The 19,073-nt window shown below is 56.6% G+C and carries 20 protein-coding genes and 1 tRNA gene; 11 read left to right on the forward strand and 10 right to left on the reverse strand.

Annotation, left to right across the window (positions count from 1 at the left end; translation table 11 throughout):
• Positions 1–268: 268 nt before the first annotated feature.
• Positions 269–356 (reverse strand) — tRNA-Ser (locus GT756_RS03470).
• A gap of 119 nt (positions 357–475) precedes the next feature.
• Positions 476–2,128 (reverse strand): ABC transporter substrate-binding protein, encoded by a 1,653-nt coding sequence (locus GT756_RS03475; protein WP_048294450.1) that lies wholly within the window; start codon positions 2,126–2,128, stop codon positions 476–478.
• Positions 2,129–2,396: 268 nt separating this feature from the next.
• Here GT756_RS03475 and yccA point away from each other — a divergent pair, with 268 nt between their 5' ends.
• Complete coding sequence (gene yccA, locus GT756_RS03480) at positions 2,397–3,056, forward strand: FtsH protease modulator YccA (protein WP_002898458.1); 660 nt, start codon at positions 2,397–2,399, stop codon at positions 3,054–3,056.
• An 87-nt stretch (positions 3,057–3,143) separates the two neighbouring features.
• The gene (tusE, locus tag GT756_RS03485) at positions 3,144–3,473 is read left to right on the forward strand and encodes a sulfurtransferase TusE (RefSeq protein ID WP_004201447.1); all 330 of its coding nucleotides are present in this window, start codon (positions 3,144–3,146) and stop codon (positions 3,471–3,473) included.
• Here the strand turns inward: tusE and yccX are convergent.
• Genes yccX through GT756_RS03500 form a run of 3 tightly spaced genes read right to left on the reverse strand, consistent with a single transcriptional unit; the run spans position 3,470 to position 5,160 of the window.
• Positions 3,470–3,751 carry an acylphosphatase gene (yccX, locus tag GT756_RS03490; protein ID WP_004201446.1) on the reverse strand — a complete coding sequence of 94 codons (282 nt, stop codon included), beginning with the start codon at positions 3,749–3,751 and terminating at the stop codon, positions 3,470–3,472. The genes tusE and yccX overlap by 4 nt on opposite strands.
• Before the next feature lie 48 nt (positions 3,752–3,799).
• On the reverse strand, positions 3,800–4,588 hold the full coding sequence (locus GT756_RS03495; RefSeq protein WP_004201445.1) for an AraC family transcriptional regulator: 789 nt from the start codon (positions 4,586–4,588) through the stop codon (positions 3,800–3,802).
• Positions 4,589–4,605: 17 nt separating this feature from the next.
• On the reverse strand, positions 4,606–5,160 hold the full coding sequence (locus GT756_RS03500; RefSeq protein WP_048295781.1) for a YbhB/YbcL family Raf kinase inhibitor-like protein: 555 nt from the start codon (positions 5,158–5,160) through the stop codon (positions 4,606–4,608).
• A 190-nt stretch (positions 5,161–5,350) separates the two neighbouring features.
• Here GT756_RS03500 and rlmI point away from each other — a divergent pair, with 190 nt between their 5' ends.
• Both rlmI and hspQ read left to right on the forward strand, forming a co-directional pair.
• On the forward strand, positions 5,351–6,553 hold the full coding sequence (gene rlmI, locus GT756_RS03505; RefSeq protein ID WP_064189315.1) for a 23S rRNA (cytosine(1962)-C(5))-methyltransferase RlmI: 1,203 nt from the start codon (positions 5,351–5,353) through the stop codon (positions 6,551–6,553).
• Positions 6,554–6,612: 59 nt separating this feature from the next.
• On the forward strand, positions 6,613–6,930 hold the full coding sequence (gene hspQ / locus GT756_RS03510; protein ID WP_002898441.1) for a heat shock protein HspQ: 318 nt from the start codon (positions 6,613–6,615) through the stop codon (positions 6,928–6,930).
• A gap of 28 nt (positions 6,931–6,958) precedes the next feature.
• Here the strand turns inward: hspQ and GT756_RS03515 are convergent, their stop codons facing one another.
• Entirely contained in the window at positions 6,959–7,372 is a 414-nt protein-coding gene (locus GT756_RS03515) for a CoA-binding protein (protein WP_004201441.1), read from the reverse strand.
• A 154-nt stretch (positions 7,373–7,526) separates the two neighbouring features.
• Between GT756_RS03515 and mgsA the strand changes: the two genes are divergently transcribed.
• Complete coding sequence (gene mgsA / locus GT756_RS03520; RefSeq protein WP_004201439.1) at positions 7,527–7,985, forward strand: methylglyoxal synthase; 459 nt, start codon at positions 7,527–7,529, stop codon at positions 7,983–7,985.
• 11 nt (positions 7,986–7,996) lie between these two features.
• Here mgsA and helD read toward each other — a convergent pair whose 3' ends face one another.
• Entirely contained in the window at positions 7,997–10,051 is a 2,055-nt protein-coding gene (helD, locus tag GT756_RS03525) for a DNA helicase IV (RefSeq protein WP_004201438.1), read from the reverse strand.
• A 124-nt stretch (positions 10,052–10,175) separates the two neighbouring features.
• Between helD and GT756_RS03530 the strand changes: the two genes are divergently transcribed.
• On the forward strand, positions 10,176–10,622 hold the full coding sequence (locus tag GT756_RS03530) for a YccF domain-containing protein (RefSeq protein ID WP_004201437.1): 447 nt from the start codon (positions 10,176–10,178) through the stop codon (positions 10,620–10,622).
• A 17-nt stretch (positions 10,623–10,639) separates the two neighbouring features.
• Positions 10,640–12,775 carry a YccS family putative transporter gene (gene yccS / locus GT756_RS03535; protein ID WP_004201435.1) on the forward strand — a complete coding sequence of 712 codons (2,136 nt, stop codon included), beginning with the start codon at positions 10,640–10,642 and terminating at the stop codon, positions 12,773–12,775.
• 10 nt (positions 12,776–12,785) lie between these two features.
• Here the strand turns inward: yccS and GT756_RS03540 are convergent, their stop codons facing one another.
• Positions 12,786–13,382 carry a TfoX/Sxy family DNA transformation protein gene (locus GT756_RS03540; RefSeq protein WP_064189316.1) on the reverse strand — a complete coding sequence of 199 codons (597 nt, stop codon included), beginning with the start codon at positions 13,380–13,382 and terminating at the stop codon, positions 12,786–12,788.
• A gap of 348 nt (positions 13,383–13,730) precedes the next feature.
• Between GT756_RS03540 and sulA the strand changes: the two genes are divergently transcribed.
• Both sulA and ompA read left to right on the forward strand, forming a co-directional pair.
• On the forward strand, positions 13,731–14,240 hold the full coding sequence (sulA, locus tag GT756_RS03545; RefSeq protein ID WP_017899460.1) for an SOS-induced cell division inhibitor SulA: 510 nt from the start codon (positions 13,731–13,733) through the stop codon (positions 14,238–14,240).
• A 352-nt stretch (positions 14,241–14,592) separates the two neighbouring features.
• Positions 14,593–15,663 (forward strand): porin OmpA, encoded by a 1,071-nt coding sequence (gene ompA / locus GT756_RS03550; protein ID WP_002898408.1) that lies wholly within the window; start codon positions 14,593–14,595, stop codon positions 15,661–15,663.
• A 187-nt stretch (positions 15,664–15,850) separates the two neighbouring features.
• Here ompA and matP read toward each other — a convergent pair whose 3' ends face one another.
• Positions 15,851–16,303 (reverse strand): macrodomain Ter protein MatP, encoded by a 453-nt coding sequence (matP, locus tag GT756_RS03555; protein ID WP_002898404.1) that lies wholly within the window; start codon positions 16,301–16,303, stop codon positions 15,851–15,853.
• A gap of 185 nt (positions 16,304–16,488) precedes the next feature.
• Here matP and GT756_RS03560 point away from each other — a divergent pair, with 185 nt between their 5' ends.
• Complete coding sequence (locus GT756_RS03560) at positions 16,489–18,246, forward strand: Lon protease family protein (protein WP_064189317.1); 1,758 nt, start codon at positions 16,489–16,491, stop codon at positions 18,244–18,246.
• A gap of 69 nt (positions 18,247–18,315) precedes the next feature.
• Positions 18,316–18,834 (forward strand): bifunctional 3-hydroxydecanoyl-ACP dehydratase/trans-2-decenoyl-ACP isomerase, encoded by a 519-nt coding sequence (fabA, locus tag GT756_RS03565; RefSeq protein WP_004201428.1) that lies wholly within the window; start codon positions 18,316–18,318, stop codon positions 18,832–18,834.
• Positions 18,835–18,902: 68 nt separating this feature from the next.
• Here the strand turns inward: fabA and rmf are convergent, their stop codons facing one another.
• Entirely contained in the window at positions 18,903–19,070 is a 168-nt protein-coding gene (gene rmf, locus GT756_RS03570) for a ribosome modulation factor (RefSeq protein WP_002898396.1), read from the reverse strand.
• Between the last annotated feature and the right edge of the window lie 3 nt (positions 19,071–19,073).

Consider the following 19,073-nt stretch of genomic DNA (forward strand, 5'->3'; position numbering starts at 1 on the left):
ACCATGGCAGGTAAATCATCGTTTTCCAAGTATAGACGAAGATATTTTGCACCAGGTTTTTTATTCCTGAGCACCATTTCCGTTTATAATGTGAGACTGAATAATTAAAATAACAACAATTTGAAATGGATTAATCGTCACATTTTCACCAGCGATAACGCTGCAGGCAGGGTGGGTTTGCGCAGTCGTGACGTGAAGATGACGCGCCGTCAGAACGGCCAGGGGAAAAGTAAAAAGGGGTTACCTTTCGGTAACCCCTTCTTTTATATGGCGGAAGCGCAGAGATTCGAACTCTGGAACCCTTTCGGGTCGCCGGTTTTCAAGACCGGTGCCTTCAACCGCTCGGCCACACTTCCGGTGTGAGGCGCACTATAAACACCTCGGCGGATGCTGTAAAGCACCATTTTGTTCAACTGCCTTAAAAACAAACAATTTTGTGTTATTCGTCTGAATTTCAGGCAGTTCGCGCAGAAAATCAGCGCCCGTCGCCGCTAGCGGATGGGTGTTTTTTAATGTACATGTCTTTGGTGTAGTAATACCCCAGCTTATCCGGCGTGAAGCCTCCCACCCAGGGTTTCACTAAATGGGTACGCACATAGTGATAGACCGGAATGGCGGGAACATCCTGCGCCAGCAGATCTTCCGCCTGTTGATAGTATTTGCCCCGGCTCGCCACGTCGGAGGCTTTCGCCGCATTGCGCAGCGCCTCATCGTAAGTCGGGTTGCTGTACTGACTGGTGTTCTCGCTATCCCCGGTACGGAAAGTGTTGAGGAAGGTGGCGGCATCGTCGTAGTCGGCGGTCCAGGCATAGCGGACAGCGTCAAAGTTATGCGTATGCATGGTATCCAGCATCGTCTTCCACTCCTGGTTCTGCAGCTTCACCTCGACGCCGAGGTTTTTCTTCCACATAGAGCTGGCGGCGATGGCGATACGCTGGTGCGACTCATAGGTGTTATACAGCAGGGTAAAGACCAATGGGTGACTGTCATCATACCCCGCCTGCGCCAGCAGTTTTTTCGCCTCGGCAATCCGCTTCTCGCGCGGCCAGCTGGCGTAATCCGGGTTGTGCAGCGTCACACCGCCGATATCCGGCTGGCTGATCACCCAGGCCGGGCGCTGCCCCTGGCCAAGTACTTTTCCGGCAATGATATCTTTATCAAGCGCCATATTCAGCGCGCGACGCACTCGGGCGTCGTTAAACGGCGGCCGGGTAGTATTGAATTCGTAGTAATAGGTCGCCAGCTGCGGCGAAACGTCCAGCTGGTCGCCCATGGTTTTCTGCAACTGCGCAAACTGATTGATCGGCACCGTATAAACAATATCGATCTCCCCCGCTTTGTAGCGGTTGACATCGGCAGCCTCGGAAGAGATGGGCAGGTAAGTCACTTTATTAATAACGGTGTGCGCATTATCCCAGTACTTCGCATTACGTTCAGCCACCAACCGCTCATTCACCACCCATTGGGTCAGCTTATACGGGCCGCTGGTAACGATATGCTCTGGGCGGGTCCATTTATCGGCAAAACGCTCCACCAGCACTTTGTCGATCGGTACCAGCGAAGGGTGCGCCAGCATCGCCAGGAAGGCGGCATTCGGCTGGTTCAGAGTGACCTGCAGCGTGGTGTCGTCCAGCGCTTTCACCCCCAGCGTCTCCGGTCCCTTTTGCCCCAGGGCAATTTCACGGGCGTTGGCGATATGCATATTGCCGGGATAGCTCGCATAGGGGGAGGCGGTGGTTGGCGAGACCAGCCGTTGCCAGCTCCAGACGATATCCTGCGCCGTGATGGCCGTGCCGTCGGACCAGGTCAGACCAGGGCGTAAATGGAAGGTCCATAACAGGTTGTCCTTGTTTTCCCAGCGTTCCGCCAGTCGGGGCTGGATCGCCCCCGCAGGCGTCACGCTGACCAGCCCTTCAAAGAGATCGCTAATGATGTTGAATTCAATGTCGCTCTCGACTTTATGCGGATCGAGTGAGGCAGGTTCACTGCCGTTATTTCTGACCAGTTCCTGCTTTTCTGCCAGCTGAGTCCCCGGCGGCACCTGCGCCGCCTGCGCCCCGCCGAACATTGCTATCATACTTACGGCCAGGAGCGTTCGCGTGATGTGATTGTTTTTATGTAATGTCATTTCCCTTTGCCTTTAACGTACGGAGTTATTCCCCCTTCCACACTTAGTCGCAGAATTTCAATAAAGCAATATTTTTCAGCAACCTATAAGATTTCGATCGGCTCACCGAAGCGAAACGCGAAAACATATCGCTTTTTCCAATCCATGTAGAATTTTATGCTAGTCAAACGCGGCAAAAACTAAGTAAAGATGGGTAAAAGCATTAGGGCTTCACGCTTGTTTTTCTTATTCTTTATACCTAATTACATCTGTCATAAGAGAGTGACTCATGGATCGCATAATTACATCATCGCGTGACCGTTCCTCGCTGCTCAGCACGCACAAGGTTCTGCGTAACACTTACTTCCTGCTCAGCCTGACGCTGGCGTTTTCCGCCATCACCGCTACCGCCAGCACGGTGCTGATGCTGCCTTCCCCGGGGCTGATTTTGACCCTCGTGGGGATGTACGGTCTGATGTTCCTGACCTATAAAACGGCGAATAAGCCCACCGGGATTATTTCCGCCTTCGCTTTCACCGGCTTTCTCGGCTATATCCTTGGGCCGATGCTGAACGCGTACCTTTCTGCCGGCATGGGCGATTTAATCGGCCTGGCGCTGGGCGGTACGGCGCTGGTCTTCTTCTGCTGCTCGGCCTACGTGCTGACGACGCGCAAAGACATGTCTTTCCTCGGCGGTATGCTGATGGCCGGCGTCGTGGTGGTGCTGATTGGTATGGTCGCTAACCTGTTCCTGCAGCTGCCGGCGCTGCACCTGGCGATTAGCGCGGTGTTCATCCTGATCTCTTCGGGCGCCATCCTGTTCGAGACCAGCAACATCATCCGCGGTGGTGAAACCAACTACATTCGCGCCACGGTCAGCCTGTATGTCTCGCTGTACAACATCTTTGTCAGCCTGCTGAGCATCCTGGGCTTCGCCAGCCGGGACTAACCGCTCCCCTGCTACCAGAGGCCTCGCTTATGCGGGGCCTTTTTTTTTGCTACACTGCGGCCAGTTTCAGGCGGTATGTGAAAAATTATGTTTATTTTTGAAGGCAACGAAATTGAGACGGATAGCGAAGGCTATCTGAAGGATACTACCCAGTGGAGCGAGGCGATGGCCGACGTTATCGCCGCGCAGGAAGGGATAACGCTCGCCGTTGAGCACTGGGAAGTGGTGCGCTTTGTGCGCGAGTTTTACCTTGAATTCAACACCTCACCGGCGATCCGCATGCTGGTCAAGGCGATGGCCAACAAGTTTGGTGAAGAGAAAGGCAACAGCCGCTATCTCTATCGCCTGTTCCCGAAAGGCCCCGCCAAACAGGCGACCAAAATCGCCGGGCTGCCGAAGCCGGTGAAGTGCATCTAATAGAGGATCGCGAATTTGTCCCAGCTGCGGGTGGGTTGATGGGGTTCAGTCAACACTCGGTCAACCCGCGCGCTGCGCGGCCCGCCGGCTTTCAGCCAGGCGATGAGTTTCTCCACCTGCTCCGCCTCGCCGCAGGCAAGGACTTCTACGCCGCCGTCGTCCAGATTGCGGGCATAGCCGGTCAACCCCAGCTGCAGCGCTTCCCGCTGCGTGGAATAGCGAAACCCTACGCCCTGAACGGAACCGTATACCCATGCCATGGTGCAGATACTGGCCATTAACCTCTCCTTTTGACTTACCCTTTACGCTGAGGATAGCAAATTCGCTCAGCGTACGTGCTTTGGTAGTAAACCATAGTGCTGGCGAAAGCGCGCGGTAAAGCGCGATCCCGACTGATATCCGCTGTTCTGCGCGATTTCGCCTATTGGCCGCGAGGTGGTCTGCAGCTGTCCCAGGGCGTGGGCCATCCGCACCTCCTCGACGATCTGGCGAAAACTCTGCGATTCCTGCTGCAGACGACGGCGCAGTGTGGACTCTCCGAGAAAGAGCATTTTCGCCACCCGCGACACGCTCCATGCCTGCGCCGGCGATAGCATGACCAGCTGCCGAACCTGCGCCGACAGATCCTGCTGCCGCTCGACGAGCAGCGGGCCGGCATACCCCGCCTCGTGGAGCGCCAGCAGCAGGCCCATGGTCTGGTGCTGCTGCAAAGCAGTGGATAATCCTTCCCGCACCGCCTGGAGAACGCTTTGCCACATAAAAGCCAGCTCACTGGTCACCGGGGCGCAGAGCGAAGTCAGACGCCCCGGTGGTTTTTCGCTGAGATAGCGGGTCTTAAACGCCGTCAGCAGCTCAGGCGTTAGCGACAGCAGATCGGAGCAAAAGAGGCCGTTGTCCGGCTGGTTAATCACTTCCAGCTCAACGTCAGCCGGCAACACAATCAGCTGTTGCGGTGTCGCCAGCACACGGCTCTCCCCTTGCACAATCACTTTGCTGCCGCGTTTCACCCGACAGAGCGCCGGGGAAAACAGACGCACGCGGTGCAGCCTGCACAGCCGTCGGGTGGTAATCTCCGCGGCGGTCAGGGCGTTATGCTGAAAATGGATACTCTCCATCAGACCGACCTTTTGTTTTAGCGCCCGGCCGTCGCCGTCAATTGCGCGCTGGCGAGAGCATGGCTGTGTAACAGATACCCGACCAGCGCCCCGCTGGCCTCGGCATTCACCGGCAGCGTGGGGACATCCAGCGCCCACACCGTAAAACGGTAGCGGTGCGGTTTATCTCCCGCCGGCGGGCAGGCGCCGCCGAAGCCGGCATAGCCAAAATCATTGCGCCCCTGCACCGCTCCGTCCGGCAGTGTAGCGCTGTTTTTATCTCCCGCACCAGCGGGTAACGAAAAGACGCTGCTGGCGATATTGACCACCGTCCAGTGCCACCAGCCGCTGCCGGTAGGCGCATCAGGATCCCGGACGGTGACCGCGAAGCTGCGCGTCCCCGCCGGGGCATTTTTCCATGCCAGCTGCGGAGAGACATTGCCTCCGGTACAGCCGAAACCGGCAAACCAGTGCTGCTGGGCCAGCGCTTGCCCGTCATGCATATCATCGCTGCTCACGCTAAACGGCGCGGCCATCGCGCCACTGCTCACTGCCGCGACCATCGCCACGGCCATCCGCATTCCTGTTTTCATCATCTTCTCCTCCTGGGGGTGAGAAGACAGGGTATGACAGCCCATGCACGGTGAATGTGCCGATGCGCCTGCGTTTTGTGCCGAAACGCTCACCTGCGCCTGCCGGAGGAAAGATGCTTGCGTGCGCCAGGTGTGCTAATCTACGCGCCATTTTTCGGTGCCGACATTCCCGTTGCTTAAAGGTAGCTCCATGACAGATTCCCTATTCCCCCGCTTAGTGTTAGCCAAAGGACGCGAGAAATCCCTGCTGCGTCGCCATCCGTGGATTTTCTCCGGCGGCGTCGCCCGTATGGAAGGTAAAGCCCGCAGCGGTGAAACCATCGATATCGTTGACCATCAGGGAAAATGGCTGGCCCGCGGCGCTTACTCGCCCTCGTCACAGATCCGTGCCCGCGTGTGGACATTCGACCGCAACGAAGCCATCGATAACGCCTTCTTTGAACGCCGCCTGCAGCAAGCGCAAACCTGGCGTGCCTGGCTGGCCGAGCGCGATGGCCTCGACAGCTACCGTCTGATCGCCGGCGAGTCCGATGGGCTGCCGGGCGTGACGATCGACCGCTTTGGCAACTTTTTCGTGCTGCAGCTCCTCAGCGCAGGCGCCGAATACCAGCGCGCCGCCATCATCAGCGCCCTGCAGACCCTGTTCCCGGACTGCGCCATTTACGACCGCAGCGATGTCGCGGTGCGTAAAAAAGAGGGTCTGGAGCTGGCCCAGGGGCCGGTGGTGGGAGAACTGCCGCCAGCGCTGCTGCCGATTACCGAGCACGGTATGAAGCTGTTGGTTGATATTCAGGGCGGGCACAAAACCGGCTACTACCTCGACCAGCGCGACAGTCGCCTGGCGACCCGTCGCTACGTGGCGGACAAACGGGTGTTGAACTGCTTCTCCTACACCGGCGGCTTTGCGGTGTCGGCGCTGATGGGCGGCTGCCGCAAGGTCACCAGCGTGGATACCTCGCAGGAGGCGCTCGACGTTGCGCGCCAGAACGTGGAGCTCAACGGACTGGATCTGTCCAAAGCGAAGTTTGTGCGCGACGACGTATTCAAACTGCTGCGTAAGTACCGGGATCAGGGAGAGAAATTCGACGTCATCGTGATGGATCCGCCGAAGTTCGTGGAAAACAAAAGCCAGTTGATGGGCGCATGCCGCGGCTATAAAGACATCAATATGCTGGCGATCCAGCTGCTGAACCCCGGCGGCGTGCTGCTGACCTTCTCCTGTTCCGGCCTGATGACCACCGATTTATTTCAGAAAATCATCGCGGATGCCGCAATTGATGCCGGGCGTGATGTACAATTTATAGAACAGTTCCGTCAGGCTGCCGACCACCCGGTGATCGCAACCTACCCGGAAGGGCTGTATCTGAAGGGGTTTGCCTGTCGCGTCATGTAACTTGAAAAACGAAACATGAGCCTCATATAGGGAGTATTCATGTTTCCCAGGAGGTGCCTATGATAGCCAGCAAATTCGGTATCGGCCAACAGGTCCGCCATACGCTCTTGGGCTACCTGGGCGTCATCGTCGATGTCGATCCCGAGTACTCGCTCGCGGAGCCGGAAGAGGATGAAATTGCCGCCAATGACGAACTGCGTGCGGCGCCCTGGTACCATGTAGTGATGGAAGATGATGACGGTCAGCCGATCCACACCTATCTGGCAGAAGCGCAGCTGAGCAGCGAAACCCGCGACGAACACCCGGAACAGCCGTCCCTTGACGAGCTGGCCAAAACGATTCGCCAGCAGCTGCAGGCTCCGCGCCTTCGCAACTAAACAAAACCCCGCCTGGCGGGGTTTTTTGTTATTTTGCTAATCCCAGTCTCGGCAGCTCTATGGCCGGGCAGCGATCCATCACCACGTTTAACCCGGCTTCTCTGGCCAGCACTGCGGCCTGCTCATTGATCACTCCCAGCTGCAGCCACAGCGTTTTCGCGCCGATAGCAATCGCCTCCTGCGCCACGCCCCATGCCGCTTCTGAATTACGGAAGACATCAACCATGTCGACCTTTTCCGGAACATCGGCAAGCGTTCCATATCCCTGCTGCCCCAGCAGCGTCTTGCCCGCCACCTTCGGCGAAACCGGGATAACGTGATACCCCTGATCCAGCAGATACTTCATGACCCGGTAGCTCGGACGGTCAGGTTTGTCGCTGGCTCCGACCAGCGCAATCGTCCGTGTCGAGGTCAGGATGTCAGCAATATCATTCTCTTTCATGGTTTCCTCCTGCTATTTCACCTAAGTGTATGCTAATCCGCAGCAGGGGGCCATCCAGGCTAACCCACAGATCCAGCAAAATTTTCATCCGCGATGCTTGCAGCGACAGCCACATTCAGTAATCTGTCAACAGGTCAAAATGTGGAATGAAAATATGGAACTGACAACACGTACCCTGCCCGCGCAAAAACATATCGCGCTGGTGGCTCACGATCACTGCAAAGATATGCTGATGAAATGGGTTGCTCGCCATCAGGCGCTGCTGGCGCAACATGTTTTGTACGCCACCGGCACTACCGGCAACCTGGTCTCCCGGGCTACCGGGCTGGAGGTCAATGCCATGCTGAGCGGCCCGATGGGCGGCGACCAGCAGGTGGGCGCCCTCATTTCAGAAGGCAAAATCGACGTACTGATCTTCTTCTGGGATCCGCTGAACGCGGTTCCTCACGACCCGGATGTCAAAGCCTTGCTGCGCCTGGCTACGGTCTGGAACATTCCGGTCGCCACTAACGTCTCCACCGCTGACTTTATTATCCAGTCGCCGCACTTCGCTCAACCGCTCGATATTCTGATCCCGGATTATCCACGCTATCTTGCCGAGCGCCTGAAATAATCGAGCCGCGATTACGGCTTCCTGGCCACAGGCACATCCAGCGCCTGCAGGATCTCAACAAACGGCGACGGTTGCGCCTTGTTAAATAACAGCCACACCCGGTGACGGGCGCGGGTTATGGCCACGTACAGCAGTCGACGCTCCTCCGCATCCGGAAAATCTTCCGGCTGCGGCAGGAGCGCCTCCTCGATGATCGACTCGCGCGCCGGGGCCGGAAACGCATCCACGCCCTCCTGCAGTCCCAGCACAATGACATAGTCGGCCTGCTGACCTTTGCTGGCATGAATGGTCATAAAATCAAGCTGCAGGTGCGGCCAGCGCGTCGCCGCCTTATCGAGCGCCTCGGGCTTAAGATGGTGATAGCGGGCAAGCAGCAGGATCCGCTGCTCGGGCTTAACGTAACCGCTCAGCTTATCCAGAAGATCGTCCAGCTTATCGTCGGCTAACAGCGTGACGGCCTTTTTATCTCCCGCCGTCAGGCTATTCAGCGGTTTGCTTAACTGATGCGGATTCTGCTGGATAAAACCATTGGCTATTTCGCCGATTCGCCCGTTAAAGCGATAGGTGGTATCCAGCGCACAGCAGTCCCCTTCGCCAAAGTAGTGGTTGAACGCGGTGGTCAGGGAGAGCTGCGCCCCGCTGAACCGATAAATCGCCTGCCAGTCATCGCCAACGGCAAAGAGCGTAGTTTGGCTATTTTGCCGGCGTAGCGCGGCCAGCAGCGAGGCTCGCTGCGGCGAAATATCCTGAAATTCATCCACCAGAATGTGTTTCCACGGGCTGACAAAGCGGCCTTTATCGAGAATATTGACCGCCTGATGGATCAGGCCGGAAAAATCGACCGCATTCTCCGCCTTCAGCGCCGCCTTCCACTCTTTCAGTAGCGGCGACATCAGCTTCACCCGTTTACTGAACAGATCGCGTACCGTTTCCGGCGCGCCGGCGATCATCTCCGCCTGGGAGCCGCCGTGCATGCGCATCAGGCTGATCCAGCGGTCAAGCCGGCTGGCCATCCGCCGCTGCACTTTTTTATCCTGCCAGAAGTCCCCCTCCGGCAGTTGCCAGCCCATCTCCTCTTCCAGCCACAGACGCCAGCCTTTCGCCTGCGCTTTTTTCTCATGGCACTGCTTTTGCCAGCTTTTCAGCAGCAATGCGTGACGGGCCGCAGTATCGCTTTCCAGCTTACTGATGGTGGGCACTTTTTTGCTGCCCTGCTGGATAATATGCAGCGCCAGCGAGTGGAAGGTGCGGGCGGTAATATCGTCTGAAGCCAGACGCTCGCGGATCCGCTCATCCATCTCCTGCGCCGCCTGGCGGCCGAACGCCAGCAGCAGTATTTGCTCTGCCGCCGCTTCTCCCCGCGCCAGCAGCCAGCCCGCTCGCGCCACCAGCACCGAAGTTTTACCGCTGCCCGCTCCCGCCAGCACCAGCAGGGAGCGCTCGCCGTTCACCACCGCCCGCGCCTGCGACGGGTTGAGCGGGGAGGATTCCACGCCGTCAAAAAAGCCGCGATACTGCTCCAGCATCGCCTCGGTAAAGGCCTGGTTATGGGCCTGACGCGCCGCTTCAATATCCCCTAACCAGCGCTGACACTCCCGCCACAGTTCCCGGCAGTTATCAAAGGCGTCAAGCCGGCTGGTGGGCATCGGCAGCCCGGTTAACGCATGGCGAATATTATCCTGAACGTTCGCTACCTGCTGACGCGTCAGCCACTTACCTTCTGCCCGGGTGCGTTCGATGGCTGCCAGCTGCTGCTTCAGCACCCCGGCGGCGATATCGCTCATTTCCGTGCTCCACTGCTGCCAGAGCGTATGTAAATGGTGATAAAAGCGCTGCGTTTCGCTCCATTCGGTACCGTGCAAACGCACGACTTTATCGTCCGGCAGCACAAACTCCAGTTCGCCCCAGACCAGACCGCGCTTACAATGCACTGACAATAACTGATTGAAAGGGATAAGATACTCATGACGATCGCCGGAAACCTTTACCCCGGCGTTCAGTAACTGCACCCTGTCATAAGGATGCTGAGCCATGCGTTTGCCCAATGTTGTCGCTTTAAGTTCCATATAATGTCGATTTTCAATCAGGGTGGATTGTTTTTCAGTTTAACCGCCCCGGACCAGGTGCTCCAGCGCAAAAAAACGTTACAATTGTCAGGTCTTCTTATCCACAGGGCAAAACCGAGGGTTTATGCGTACCATTCTGAATATTCTGAACTTTATTCTTGGCGGTTTCGCCACCACTTTAGGCTGGCTGCTCGCCACCCTGGTCAGCATTATGCTGATCGTCACGCTGCCGCTGACTCGTTCCTGCTGGGAAATCACTCGCCTTTCGTTATTCCCCTACGGTAACGAGGCGATTCATGTTGATGAGCTCGAGCCTGGTCGACAAAACAGTCTGCTGAACGCCGGCGGCACCATCCTGAACATTTTATGGTTTATTTTTTTCGGCTGGTGGTTGTGCCTGATGCATATTTTCAGCGGCATCGCCCAGTGCCTGACTATCATAGGCATCCCGGTGGGGATCGCTAATTTTAAAATCGCCGCCATCGCCCTCTGGCCAGTGGGGCGCCGGGTCGTCTCTGTTGAAACCGCGCGCGCCGCGCGTGAAGCCAATGCGCGTCGTCGCTTTCAGTAACCGAACGGAACACGGACATGATTAGCCCCCTGCTACGCCGCTACACCTGGAACAGCGCCTGGCTTTATAACGTACGCATTTTTATCGCGCTCTGCGGCACGACGCTGTTTCCCTGGTGGATCGGCGAAGTCAAACTGACCATCCCCCTCACCCTCGGCGTCGTGGCCGCGGCGCTGACCGACCTTGACGACCGTCTGGCGGGCCGTCTGCGCAACCTCGCCATTACTCTGGTTTGCTTTTTCATCGCCTCCGCCTCTGTGGAGCTGCTGTTTCCGTGGCCGCCGCTGTTTGCCCTTGGTCTGACCGTGTCTACCATCGGCTTTATTTTGCTCGGCGGCCTCGGCCAGCGCTATGCGACCATTGCCTTCGGCGCCCTGCTTATCGCCATCTACACCATGCTTGGCGTTACGCTGTACGATCACTGGTATCTGCAGCCGTTGTTCCTGCTGGCGGGTGCCGTGTGGTACAACCTGCTGACGCTGTCCGGCCACCTGATCTTTCCGATTCGTCCACTGCAGGACAACCTGGCGCGTAGCTATGAGCAACTGGCCCGCTATCTGGAGCTCAAATCACGGCTGTTTGATCCAGACCTTGAGGATGAGAGCCAGGCGCCGCTGTACGATCTGGCCCTCGCCAACGGCCAGCTGGTGGCGACCCTTAACCAAACCAAGGTTTCACTGTTGACCCGTCTACGAGGCGACCGTGGGCAGCGCGGTACTCGTCGCACGCTGCAGTATTACTTTGTGGCCCAGGATATTCATGAACGCGCCAGCTCATCGCATATCCAATATCAGACTCTGCGCGATCAATTCCGCTACAGCGATGTGATGTTCCGTTTCCAGCGCATGCTGTCGATGCAGGCGCAGGCCTGTCAGAAACTCTCGCGGGCAATTCTGCTACGCGAACCCTATCAGCATGATGCCCATTTCGAACGGGCGTTTATGCATCTCGATGCAGCGCTCGAGCGCGTGCGCGCCGGCGGCGCATCCGACGAGCAGCTCAACGCCCTCGGCTATTTACTCAATAACCTGCGCGCCATTGATGCGCAGCTGGCCACGATTGAATCGGTGCAAACCACCGCGCCCGCCGGGAGTAATACCGAGACGCTGCTGGCCGACGACAGGCTCGGCGGGCTGAACGATATCTGGCTGCGCCTGCAGCGCAATATGTCGCCAGAGTCAGCCCTCTTTCGCCACGCGGTGCGTATGTCGCTGGTGCTTTGCGCCGGCTACGCTTTTATCCAGTTTACCGGGCTTCAGCATGGCTACTGGATCCTGCTGACCAGCTTGTTCGTCTGTCAGCCGAACTATAACGCCACCCGCCATCGCCTGGCGTTGCGGATCATCGGCACCCTGGTCGGGGTGGCGATCGGCCTGCCGGTCCTCCTGCTGGTACCGTCGGTTGAAGGACAGCTGCTGCTGATCGTTCTCACCGGCGTGCTGTTCTTTGCCTTCCGTAACGTGCAGTACGCCCATGCCACGATGTTTATTACGCTGCTGGTGCTGCTGTGCTTTAACCTGCTTGGCGAAGGTTTTGAAGTCGCCCTGCCGCGCATCATTGATACGCTGATCGGCTGCGCCATCGCCTGGGCGGCGGTGAGCTTCATCTGGCCGGACTGGAAATTCCGCAACCTGCCACGGGTGTTGGATCGCGCGATGAACGCGAACTGCCGTTATCTGGATGCCATCCTGGAGCAGTACCACCAGGGCCGCGACAACCGGCTGGCCTACCGTGTCGCACGCCGTGACGCCTACAACCGCGATGCTGAGCTGGCTTCCGTCGTCTCGAACTTGTCGACGGAACCACGGGCGGATGCCGCCCAGCGCGAGACCGCCTTTCGCCTGCTGTGTCTCAATCATACCTTCACCAGCTACATCTCCGCCCTCGGCGCGCATCGGGAAAAACTGTCCACGCCGGACATCCTCGCCCTGCTGGATGATGCGGTCTGCTATGTGGATGATGCCTTACATCATACCCCAGCGGATGAACAGCGAGTGCAGAAGGCGTTGGCCAGCCTGCAAGACCGGATCCACCATCTGGAGCCGCGCGCGGACAGTAAAGAGCCCCTTGTGTTACAGCAGATTGGCCTGCTGCTGGCGCTGTTGCCTGAAATCTGCCGCCTGCAGCAGCGGGTACACGCTCAAACGGAATAACCGTTGTTCACTAGCGGGCAGCCGCCCATTCCAGAAGCTCCTGACGCCGTGGCGTCGGGAGCGCGGCGGCATGGACGCCAACGATAGCCCCCTCCAGCGCCAGCAAGACGTTGTGTGATAGGGAAGCATTGTTCTCACGCAGCTTTAGCCAGGCCTGGCGGGCGCCCACCTCCCGTAGTGCTAACACGTCTGGTATGCCCGAGTGAATCAGCTGCAATTCCATATGAAAGCTGATATTAGGTAAATCCTTCAGGCGTCCCGACGACCGGCGGCGACATTTTTCACGCTGGGCGCTCTGCCACGACATCAGCGATAAGCGGAAAAGCTGTTTCTCATCGCGCCACAAGGCATCGTCAATTTGATAATACTTTAGCGGCACGATGCGCCCCTGTCGGCGCAGCATCAATAAAGGATTATGGTGTTCTACCCGATAGGCAGCGCTCTGCTCGCAGGCTTTCAGATAAATATTTCCCTCTGCCACCATCGCAAACACGGTATCTTCGATAGCCAGGCTGTAGCCGCCAAACAGGGGGCGAGAGTGAAGTTGACCCAGCGGTGAGACGCAGGCCTGAAATTGCGGGAGCCGCGGACATACAAGTTTTTTCATGATCATTCCTTTGTGAATCATGTAATTAAACTTAAGTTGTTAACGGATCCGCTAAGAGAAAACATAAGGGACTTCCCTGGCAGCAGCAAGATGATTTTTGCCTGCTTTTCCACCAGAGTGCGGTTTTGCGAGACGCTTTCAGAAAATTGCAGCTGTTGCTGCAACTGGAAGACAGGAGAGAAAGGATTAGCCGGCGTTAAGGATAGTGTTGAGGTCAGCCGCAAAGCCGGACAGTCAGGGTGGCTGAAAGCGATTAAATTTCCATCAGCAAAATGACAAATTACGGTTGATCTTTTCCCCTGGTGGATATACTGTATATGCATACAGTAACTACAGGCGGGATAGACTATGTTTACTTCAGCTCACGCAAACCGTTCAGCACAGGCTTCTGCTCCGGCAGGCCACTACGCTCATCGTTCTGGCGAACAGGCCGCCAATGGGCTGATCAGTGAAATTGTCTATCGTGAAGATCAACCCATGATGACACAGTTGTTGTTGCTACCTTTATTACAGCAGCTGGGTCAACAGTCTCGCTGGCAGCTGTGGCTTACGCCGCAACAAAAGCTTAGCCGCGAGTGGGTTCAGTCTGCCGGTCTGCCGCTGTCTAAAGTCATGCAAATTAGCCAGCTCTCTCCTTGCCATACCGTAGACTCTATGATCCGCGCCCTGCGCACCGGTAATTATAGTGTGGTTATCTGCTGGCTGGCGGAGGAGTTAACCGCTGACGAACATGAGCGTCTGGTCAATGCCGCCCAGGAAGGCTGCGCGATGGGGTTCATCATGCGCCCGGTCCGAAATCAGGGCACGCTCGGCAGACAACTCAGCGGGCTAAAAATTCACTCAAATTTGTATCATTGAGTGAAATTAGGATTATTCCTGGAATTTTTTTTACCGGTGGTAAAGGCGTTGTGTTTTTTAGGGTCTTTTTCGCGGAATGCCTGCCACACGGGGATTTGTGCCTTTTTTTCGTGTACGAAAATCAACCATATTTGTTAAATATTGTGTACACAACCCTTTTTTTTCATATGCCTGACAGAGTTCACACTTGTAAGTTTTGAACTAAGTTGTAGACTTTACATCGCCAGGGGTGATCGGCTTACGCTGCATGTATCAGCATAGTTAACAACAAGTCACGCCCCCGGTGAAGGATTTAACCGTGAGGTCTTTTGTAACTTCATGGCGAATTTTGGATGATAATGAGGCGCAAAAAATGAAAAAGACAGCTATCGCGATTGCAGTGGCACTGGCTGGCTTCGCTACCGTAGCGCAGGCCGCTCCGAAAGATAACACCTGGTATGCAGGTGGTAAACTGGGTTGGTCCCAGTATCACGACACCGGTTTCTACGGTAACGGTTTCCAGAACAACAATGGTCCGACCCGTAACGATCAGCTTGGTGCTGGTGCGTTCGGTGGTTACCAGGTTAACCCGTACCTCGGTTTCGAAATGGGTTATGACTGGCTGGGCCGTATGGCATATAAAGGCAGCGTTGATAACGGTGCTTTCAAAGCTCAGGGCGTTCAGCTGACCGCTAAACTGGGTTACCCGATCACTGACGATCTGGACATCTACACCCGTCTGGGCGGCATGGTTTGGCGCGCTGACTCCAAAGGCAACTACGCTTCCACCGGCGTTTCCCGTAGCGAACACGACACTGGCGTATCCCCAGTATTTGCTGGCGGCGTAGAGTGGGCTGTTACTCGTGACATCGCTACCCGTCTGGAATACCAGTGGGTTAACAACATCGGCGACGCTGGCACTGTTGGTACCCGTCCTGATAACGGCATGCTGAGCCTGGGTGTTTCCTACCGTTTCGGTCAGGAAGATGCTGCACCGGTTGTAGCTCCGGCTCCGGCTCCGGCTCCGGAAGTGGCGACCAAGCACTTCACCCTGAAGTCTGACGTACTGTTCAACTTCAACAAAGCAACCCTGAAACCGGAAGGTCAGCAGGCTCTGGATCAGCTGTACACCCAGCTGAGCAACATGGATCCGAAAGACGGTTCCGCTGTTGTTCTGGGCTACACCGACCGCATCGGTTCCGAAGCTTACAACCAGCAGCTGTCTGAGAAACGTGCTCAGTCCGTTGTTGACTACCTGGTTGCTAAAGGCATCCCGGCTGGCAAAATCTCCGCTCGCGGCATGGGTGAATCCAACCCGGTTACTGGCAACACCTGTGACAACGTGAAAGCTCGCGCTGCCCTGATCGACTGCCTGGCTCCGGATCGTCGTGTAGAGATCGAAGTTAAAGGCTACAAAGAAGTTGTAACTCAGCCTGCGGCTTAAGTTATCACTGATGAAAAAACCCGCTTCGGCGGGTTTTTTTATGCCTTCTCGCTCGCTTTAGCGGCTGAAGGCTGAAGCTGAAGCTGATAGCTGATAGCTGATAGCTGAAGACCGTGAGCGATGGATTGTGCATTGTCGACCGTGCGCTGCGACCTGCGCCTTAGCAACCGCTGAGCGGGCATGCCGGTTACTCTTTACCCAGCAGTACCTGCAGATCGTGCTTCAGGCTCGACATTTTACTGGCATATTTCTCTTTATGCTCAGCATCCTCAATCAGCTGGACAATGGTTTCGGACAAGGTTTTCCCCCGCCGCTGCGCCAGACCGGCAAGGCGCTGCCAGACGACAAACTCAAGGTCGATTGACTTCTTGCGCGTATGCTGATGCTCGGCGTTAAAATGGCGTTTCCGTCGCGCGCGGATAGTCTGCTTCATGCGGTTCATCAGCGCCGGATTCATATGCTGCTCAATCCAGGCATGCACCAGCACAGGTTCATTCTCGAGCGTCAGCAAGTCATCTACCGCAGCTTGCGCAGCGCTGGCCTCAATGTAGCGGGTAATCAGCTCACCTTCCCGGTGCTTCTTTACCAGATATTTCCATTTCCAGCCGCTTTCAAGATTTTCCAGTTGTTGATATTTCATTGCGATCTCAATGTGACCGTGTAACTCATTTCAGGATATCAGTTTTTTCCTGATGTGCTGAATATAAATCATTATTCGTGATGTGGATGGCCGGGTAATCATCGGGGTACTCATAATCCTCCGTGTGCTCTGACGCGGCATCAGGTATAATTGCGCGCTTTACATCTAACTAAAAAACAGCGACTTTGACCATTACGAAACTGACCCGAACCGACCTTGCGCCTGATCTGGAACCTTACCAGGCGCTGTTTGCTCAAGCGGAACTCTCTCATCCGGCCCCCTCCCTCTCGGGCGATCTGCAGCCGCGTTTGTTCTATGCGCTTGAGCAGCTGCTGTGCACCCCGGCAGTCTCCTCCTTCATGCTGGTGAAAGCCCCTGAGGAGCCGGAATATCTGCAATGGCTGGCGGCTGAAACTCGTACGCTGCACGAACCTGCCGCATCGCTTCACGGAGTCCGCTATGAGGTTAACGGCGCTCACGTGACGCTCGCGCCGGCGCAACGCGCTGAAGATAATTTTGCCAGTACCGCTCCGGTCGTGGCGGCTGATTGGCTGGAGGCGGAACAGCTGTTTGGCTGCGTACGCCAGTTTAACGGTGAAATCACACTTCAGCCCGGCCTGGTCCATCAGGCCAACGGCGGCGTGCTGGTGCTTTCACTACGCACGCTACTGGCACAACCGCTACTGTGGGTGCGCCTGAAAAATATGGTGACCCGTCAACGCTTTGACTGGCTCTCCATCGATGAATCACGGCCGCTGCCGGTCAGCATCCCTTCCATGCCGCTGAGCCTGAAAGTCATGCTGGTGGGCGAACGCGAATCTCTGGCCGATTTCCAGGAAATGGAGCCAGAGCTCTCTGCCCAGGCCATCTATAGTGAGTATGAAGACACCCTGCAGTTTGCAGACGCCGATACGCTGAAGGCCTGGTGCCAGTGGGTATGGCAGAATGCACAGCAGCTGGAATTACCGGGCCCGGCGAGCGATGCCTGGCCACTGCTGATCGATGAAGGAACGCGCTACACCGGCGACCAGGAGACCCTGCCGCTCAGCCCGCTATGGATAGCCCGCCAGCTGCGTGAGTCTGCCGCCTTCTGCGAAGGCGAAGAGATTACCGGCGAAGCGATGCAGACGATGCTGGCGCGCCGTGAGTGGCGTGAGGGCTACCTGGCGGAGCGTATGCAGGATGAAATCCTGCAGGAACAGATCCTGATTGAAACCGAAGGCGAATGCGTCGGGCAGATTAACGCCCTCTCGGTCATTGAATTCCCCGGTCATCCACGCGCCTTCGGCGAACCTTCGCGCATCAGCTGCGTCGTGCACATTGGCGACGGCGAGTTTATCGACGTCGAGCGTAAAGCCGAGCTGGGCGGCAACATTCATGCGAAAGGCATGATGATCATGCAGGCTTTTCTGATGTCCGAGCTGGAGCTGGAGCAACAACTCCCCTTCTCCGCTTCGCTGACCTTTGAGCAGTCCTACAGTGAAGTGGATGGCGACAGCGCCTCCATGGCTGAACTCTGCGCCTTAATCAGCGCTCTGGCCAACGTGCCGATTAATCAAAGCATCGCGATCACCGGCTCTGTCGACCAGTTTGGTCGTGTGCAGCCGGTCGGCGGTCTGAACGAGAAAATTGAAGGCTTCTTCACTATCTGCCAGCAGCGCGGTTTAACCGGCAAACAGGGAGTGATTATCCCTGCCGCCAACGTTCGCCATCTTAGCCTGAGCCACGAGCTACGTCAGGCCGTTGCCGACAACCAGTTTGCTATCTGGGCAATAGACGATATTAGCGAAGCGCTGCCGATGTTGACCCAGCTGATGTGGGACGGTGAAGGACAGACGCTGCGACAAACCATTCAGGAGCGGATAGCGCAGGCGACCCAGCAGGAGACTCGCCATCGTTTTCCGTGGCCGCTACGCTGGTTAGGTGGGACAAGTTCTAACTGATCGGACTTGTTCAGCTTACACGTGTTAGCTATCCTGCGTCCCGAACTTAAAATAAGGCTTACTGAAAACATGGTAGATAAACGCGAATCCTATACAAAAGAAGATCTTCTTGCCTCTGGTCGTGGTGAACTGTTCGGCGCGAAAGGCCCGCAGTTGCCGGCGCCAAACATGCTGATGATGGACCGCGTCATCAAAATGACCGAAACCGGTGGTAACTACGACAAAGGTTATGTTGAGGCCGAACTCGACATCAACCCGGACCTGTGGTTCTTCGGTTGCCACTTTATCGGCGATCCGGTGATGCCGGGCTGCCTGGGCCTGGATGCCATGTGGCAGCTGGTGGGTTTCTATCTCGGCTGGCTCGGTGGCGAAGGCAAAGGCCGCGCGCTGGGCGTTGGCGAAGTGAAATTCACGGGTCAGGTTCTGCCGACCGCGAAAAAAGTGACCTACCGCATCCACTTCAAGCGCATCGTTAACCGTCGTCTGATTATGGGCCTTGCGGATGGTGAAGTGCTGGTTGACGATCGCCTGATCTACACCGCAAGCGATCTGAAAGTGGGTCTGTTCCAGGATACTTCCGCTTTCTGATAACGTTCAGCAGCGATTAAAAGGCGAAGCCCCCGCTATGCGGAGGCTTCTTTTTTAAAGAGACAGTGTCAGGCCGTTAGTACCCTGTCCTCCATGGCTTCTCGCCAGCCTCCCAGCCACCATGAGCGTTGATTCAGGCTCTGGTATGGACACATTTCTTTCGATCTTCCTGCGATACCCGCCTGATATCCGCGTTGATGTGCCCGTTCCAGGCGATCTCGTTTTTGTCTCTTCATGCC

The sequence above is a fragment of the Klebsiella sp. Q2 genome, assembly GCF_009900705.1.
GTDB lineage: Bacteria > Pseudomonadota > Gammaproteobacteria > Enterobacterales > Enterobacteriaceae > Klebsiella > Klebsiella quasipneumoniae.

Bases quoted from the DNA above. Each gene is read 5' to 3' on its own strand.
- GT756_RS03475 (WP_048294450.1), bottom strand. From the start codon at position 2,128: ATGACATTACATAAAAACAATCACATCACGCGAACGCTCCTGGCCGTA.
- yccA (WP_002898458.1), top strand. From the start codon at position 2,397: ATGGATCGCATAATTACATCATCGCGTGACCGTTCCTCGCTGCTCAGC.
- tusE (WP_004201447.1), top strand. From the start codon at position 3,144: ATGTTTATTTTTGAAGGCAACGAAATTGAGACGGATAGCGAAGGCTAT.
- yccX (WP_004201446.1), bottom strand. From the start codon at position 3,751: ATGGCCAGTATCTGCACCATGGCATGGGTATACGGTTCCGTTCAGGGC.
- GT756_RS03495 (WP_004201445.1), bottom strand. From the start codon at position 4,588: ATGGAGAGTATCCATTTTCAGCATAACGCCCTGACCGCCGCGGAGATT.
- GT756_RS03500 (WP_048295781.1), bottom strand. From the start codon at position 5,160: ATGAAAACAGGAATGCGGATGGCCGTGGCGATGGTCGCGGCAGTGAGC.
- rlmI (WP_064189315.1), top strand. From the start codon at position 5,351: ATGACAGATTCCCTATTCCCCCGCTTAGTGTTAGCCAAAGGACGCGAG.
- hspQ (WP_002898441.1), top strand. From the start codon at position 6,613: ATGATAGCCAGCAAATTCGGTATCGGCCAACAGGTCCGCCATACGCTC.
- GT756_RS03515 (WP_004201441.1), bottom strand. From the start codon at position 7,372: ATGAAAGAGAATGATATTGCTGACATCCTGACCTCGACACGGACGATT.
- mgsA (WP_004201439.1), top strand. From the start codon at position 7,527: ATGGAACTGACAACACGTACCCTGCCCGCGCAAAAACATATCGCGCTG.
- helD (WP_004201438.1), bottom strand. From the start codon at position 10,051: ATGGAACTTAAAGCGACAACATTGGGCAAACGCATGGCTCAGCATCCT.
- GT756_RS03530 (WP_004201437.1), top strand. From the start codon at position 10,176: ATGCGTACCATTCTGAATATTCTGAACTTTATTCTTGGCGGTTTCGCC.
- yccS (WP_004201435.1), top strand. From the start codon at position 10,640: ATGATTAGCCCCCTGCTACGCCGCTACACCTGGAACAGCGCCTGGCTT.
- GT756_RS03540 (WP_064189316.1), bottom strand. From the start codon at position 13,382: ATGAAAAAACTTGTATGTCCGCGGCTCCCGCAATTTCAGGCCTGCGTC.
- sulA (WP_017899460.1), top strand. From the start codon at position 13,731: ATGTTTACTTCAGCTCACGCAAACCGTTCAGCACAGGCTTCTGCTCCG.
- ompA (WP_002898408.1), top strand. From the start codon at position 14,593: ATGAAAAAGACAGCTATCGCGATTGCAGTGGCACTGGCTGGCTTCGCT.
- matP (WP_002898404.1), bottom strand. From the start codon at position 16,303: ATGAAATATCAACAACTGGAAAATCTTGAAAGCGGCTGGAAATGGAAA.
- fabA (WP_004201428.1), top strand. From the start codon at position 18,316: ATGGTAGATAAACGCGAATCCTATACAAAAGAAGATCTTCTTGCCTCT.
- rmf (WP_002898396.1), bottom strand. From the start codon at position 19,070: ATGAAGAGACAAAAACGAGATCGCCTGGAACGGGCACATCAACGCGGA.